We start from the raw sequence: 4,785 nt of genomic DNA on the forward strand, positions 1-4,785 counted from the left end.
GGTCGCATCCGGACCCCGCGGAGCTGGCCGCCGTACCCGGGTCGCGGCGGCAGTGGGAGCGCGACCCCCACGACGCCGATTTCCTGGTGGTGCGGGCCGGTGTGCACACCGCGACGTTGGATACCGCGCTGCGGGTCAACGACACCGCCGATGAGGTCGATCTGGAGCCGGTGTCGCACAGCGCATTACGGAGTCTGCTGGACACTCAGCGCACAGTCCGCGACGTGCCGACCGGTCTCGATCTGGCCAAGCTGTCGCGCATCACGGTGCTCGGCGACGCCGACGAGGTGCGCGCCGCGCTGCGGTCCTGGGTGGCGCAAGCGGTGACATGGCACGACCCGACGGTTCTCGGCGTGGCAGTCGCTGCGCCGGATCTCGAGTTGCCGGAGTGGTCATGGCTGAAGTGGTTGCCGCACGTGGACATCCCGGCTGAAGTGGACGGCGTCGGCCCGGCCCGCTACCTGTCCACCAAGCCCGATGAGCTGATCGCGCTGCTTGGACCCGCGTTGTCCGACCGCCCCGCGTTCACCGGCGGACCAGCAGATGCGTTGCGGCACTTGCTGATCATTGTCGACGACCCGGACTTCGATCTCAAGGCTTCGCCGCTTGCCCTCGGTCGGGCCGGAGTGACCGTGATTCACCGTTCGACCACCACACCGCATCGGGAACAATATTCCGATCCCGAGCGCCCGATCCTGCGGATCGCCGATGGCGCGATCGACCGCTGGCAGACCGGCGGATGGCAGCGCTACATCGAGTCCGCCGACCAACTCGGCGTCGACGACACCATTCACCTTGCGCGCCGACTGTCCCGGTGGGACTCCAACCCGACACACAGTGGCCTGCAGTCGACGGCCACCCGGGGTGCGACGTTCACGACGCTGCTGGGGATTCCCGACGCGTCGCGGCTTGACGTCCCGACGATGTGGGCACGGCGGCACCGCGACGATGAGCTGCGGGTTCCGATCGGTGTCACTGCCACCGGTGAGCCGCTGATCTTCGACCTCAAAGACGAAGCCGAAGGCGGCATGGGGCCGCACGGCTTGATGATCGGTATGACCGGTTCCGGCAAATCCCAGACGTTGATGTCGATTCTGTTGTCGCTGTTGACGACTCACTCTGCCGATCGGCTGATCGTCATCTATGCGGACTTCAAGGGTGAGGCCGGCGCCGACATCTTCCGCAACTTCCCTCAGGTCGTCGCGGTGATCTCGAACATGGCCGAGAAGAAGTCGCTGGCCGACCGGTTCGCCGACACGCTGCGCGGCGAGGTTGCGCGCCGGGAGATGATGCTGCGTGAGGCCGGCCGCAAGGTGCAGGGCAGCGCGTTCAACTCGGTGACCGAATATGAGAACGCGATCGCCGCCGGACATGATCTGCCGTCGATCCCGACGCTGTTCGTCGTCGCTGACGAATTCACGTTGATGCTGGCTGATCACCCCGAGTACGCGGAGCTGTTCGACTATGTCGCACGCAAGGGCCGGTCATTCCGGATCCACATCCTTTTTGCTTCACAGACATTGGATGTGGGCAAGATCAAAGACATCGACAAGAACACCTCGTACCGGATCGGTCTGAAGGTGGCCAGCCCTTCGGTCTCGCGGTCGATCATCGGTGTCGAGGACGCGTACCACATCGAGTCCGGCAAGGAGCACAAAGGCGTTGGGTTCCTGGTGCCCGCGCCCGGCGCCGCTCCGATCCGATTCCGCAGCACCTACGTCGACGGCATCTACGATCCGCCTCAGGCGCCGAAAATGCTTGTGGTGCATTCGGTTCCCGAACCCAAGCTGTTCACAGCCGGGCGCGTGGAACCGGACCAGACCACGGTGATCGCCAAGAACGGGCACGACGAGCCGGTCGCGCCGTCACGTAAGTTGATCTCCACCATCGGCGACCAACTCGCGCGATTCGGCCCCCGCGCCCCCGAGTTGTGGCTGCCACCGCTGGATGAGGTGATCCCGCTGAGCGCGGCGCTGGCCCGTGCGGCGGTGCCACGCGGTGAGTGGCGTTGGCCGCTGGGCGAGATCGACAGGCCGTTCCAGATGCGGCGCGACCCGTTGGTCTTCGACGCGCGGTCGTCGGCCGGCAACTTGTTGATTCACGGTGGCGCGAAGTCCGGGAAATCGACTGCCCTGCAGACGTTCATCTTGTCCGCAGCGAGCCTGCACTCGCCGCGCGAGGTCAGCTTCTACTGCCTGGACTACGGCGGCGGGCAGCTGCGGGCGCTGGAGGACTTGGCGCATGTGGGCAGCGTCGCGTCGTCGCTGGAACCCGAGCGCATCCGTCGCACCTTCGGCGAGCTCGAGCAGCTGCTGCGCTCACGCCAGGAGCGAGAAGTGTTCCGGGACAAGCAAGGCCCGGACGACGGCCTGGGCCAGGTGTTCCTGGTCATCGACAACCTGTACGCGTTCAGCCGGGACAACACCGACCAGTTCAACACCCGGAACCCGTTGCTGAGCAAGGTGACCGAGCTGGTGAACGTCGGACTGGCCTACGGTATTCACGTCGTCGCCACCACACCCAGCTGGCTCGAAGTGCCGCTGGCGATGCGGGACGGTCTCGGGATGCGCCTGGAGCTCAAGTTGCACGACGCCCGCGACAGCAACGTCCGGATGGTCGGCGCACTGCATCGTCCGGCCGAGAGTGTGCCCGCCGACCAACCGGGTCGTGGTCTGACCATGGCCGCCGAGCACTTCCTGATCGCCGCACCCGACCTCACGCAGGTGCCCGCGATCAATGCCCGCCACGAGGGCATCACCGCCCCGCCGGTGCGCCTGCTGCCGACGAACCTGGAGCCGGCCGCGCTGCAACCGGTGTACGGCGGTAACGACCGGATTGTGATCGGTCAGCGCGAAGAAGACCTGGCCGCAGTCCAACTCGACTTCGCGCAGAACCCGCTGCTGCTAGTGCTGGGTGACACCAGGACCGGCAAGACCACGCTGCTGCGGCACATCATTCGCACCATCCGGGACAACTCGACGCCGGATCGCGTGGCGTTCACCGTGCTGGATCGACGGCTGCATCTGGTCGACGAGCCGCTATTCCCCGACAACGAGTACACCGCCAACATCGACCGGGTGACCCCGGCGATGCTCGGGCTGTCGGCGCTCATCGAAAAGCGCCGGCCGCCGGCCGGTCTCACCGCCTCGCAGCTGACCGGCTGGTCATACGAGGGCCACACCCACTACCTGATCATCGACGACGTCGACCAGATACCGGACACTCCGGCAATGACGGGACCCTATGTGGGACAGCGGCCTTGGACTCCGCTGATTGGGTTACTTTCGCAGGCCGGCGATCTGGGGCTGCGGGTGATCATCACGGCGCGCGCAACCGGCGCCGCGCACGCCCTGATGACCAGCCCGTTGCTGCGCCGCTTCAACGACATGCAAGCGACCACGCTGATGCTGTCGGGCAACCCCACCGACGGCGGCAAGATTCGCGGTCAGCGGTTCGACCGGCTGCCGCAGGGTCGCGCAATTCTGCTGACCGACAGCGACATCCCGACGTACGTGCAGTTAGTCAATCCGCTTGTCGAGGAGAGTGTGGCCGCTGATGGCCGATGATTTTCATCGAAAGGAGTACGTGTCATGACACTGCGAGTTGTTCCGGAAGGTCTGGCCGCAGCCAGCGCCGCGGTTGAATCGATCACCGCCCGGTTGGCCGCTGCGCACGCGGGCGCGGCACCGGCGATCACGGCCGTCGTTCCGTCTGCGGCCGACCCGGTCTCGCTGCAGACGGCGGCCGGCTTCAGCGCCCAGGGCAGCGAGCACGCTGCGGTGGCTGCTGAAGGTGTGGAAGAACTGGGCCGGGCCGGAGTCGGTGTCGGTGAGTCTGGCGTGAGTTACGCAGCCGGTGATGCGGCTGCCGCAGCGACATACTTGGCCGGCCACTGACAATGACCGCGCCGGTGTGGATGGCTTCGCCGCCGGAGGTGCATTCCGTGCTCCTCAGCAGCGGTCCTGGACCCGGGTCGCTTTTGGCGGCCGCTGGGGCGTGGACCTCACTGAGCACTGAGTATGCCTCGGCAGCAAGCGAACTCACCTCACTACTGGGCGCGGTACAGGCAGGTGCGTGGGAAGGTCCGAGCGCCGAGGAATACGTGAGCGCACACGTGCCATACCTGGCATGGCTGACAGAGGCCAGCGCGAACAGCGCCGGCGCAGCGGCCCAGCACGAGGTCGCCGCGGCCGCCTACACCGCCGCGCTGGCCGCGATGCCGACGATCCCGGAGCTGGCCACCAACCACGTCATCCACGGCGTGCTGATTGCGACGAACTTCTTTGGTATCAACACGATCCCGATCGCCCTCAACGAAGCCGACTATGCGCGGATGTGGATCCAGGCGGCCACCACGATGGCCACCTACCAGGGGGTGTCCGGGTCGGCGTTGGCGTCTTCGCCGCGCACGGCAGCAGCGCCGCCGGTGCTCAAAACCAACAACGCGGTGGCGGCCGCTGTCAACCCGCCGTCGTCGGGAAACTTCTTGACCGATATTTTCAATCAGCTGGTACAGCTGATCCAAAACCCGTCCGGGACGCTCAGCTCAATCCTCGCCAACCCGAGCCAGTGGTTCCCGCTGTTGTTCTTCATCGCGTACGAGGCATTCTTCATCCCATTCGGAACCACCTTTTGGTCGGTCCTGCTCAGTTCCCCGGCCTTTCTTCCGCTCATCATCGGACTCGCTCTTTACGCCGCGTCGACGCTGGCCGCGCCGGCCGACGTACCCGCAGTGGTTGGGGCTGCCGGCATCTCGCCCGGGCAGAATTCGCCGATGCCTGCGGC

Annotated in this window: 3 protein-coding genes; all 3 read left to right on the forward strand. The window is 66.1% G+C overall.

Translation table 11 applies throughout. From position 1 onward, the window contains the following. Nucleotides 1–3,566: type VII secretion protein EccCa (eccCa, locus tag WAN02_RS15335; RefSeq protein WP_422265058.1), on the forward strand; the 3,566-nt coding region annotated here is incomplete at its 5' end. 24 nt (nt 3,567–3,590) lie between these two features. Continuing rightward, nucleotides 3,591–3,896: a PE family protein gene (locus tag WAN02_RS15340; protein WP_325689494.1), complete on the forward strand. Its 306-nt coding sequence runs from the start codon at nt 3,591–3,593 to the stop codon at nt 3,894–3,896. A 2-nt stretch (nt 3,897–3,898) separates the two neighbouring features. Continuing rightward, nucleotides 3,899–4,785 (forward strand): PPE family protein (locus WAN02_RS15345; protein WP_422265059.1); only part of this gene is annotated, 887 nt, incomplete at its 3' end.

The organism is Mycobacterium sp., from assembly GCF_049281135.1.
Classification (GTDB): Bacteria; Actinomycetota; Actinomycetes; order Mycobacteriales; family Mycobacteriaceae; genus Mycobacterium.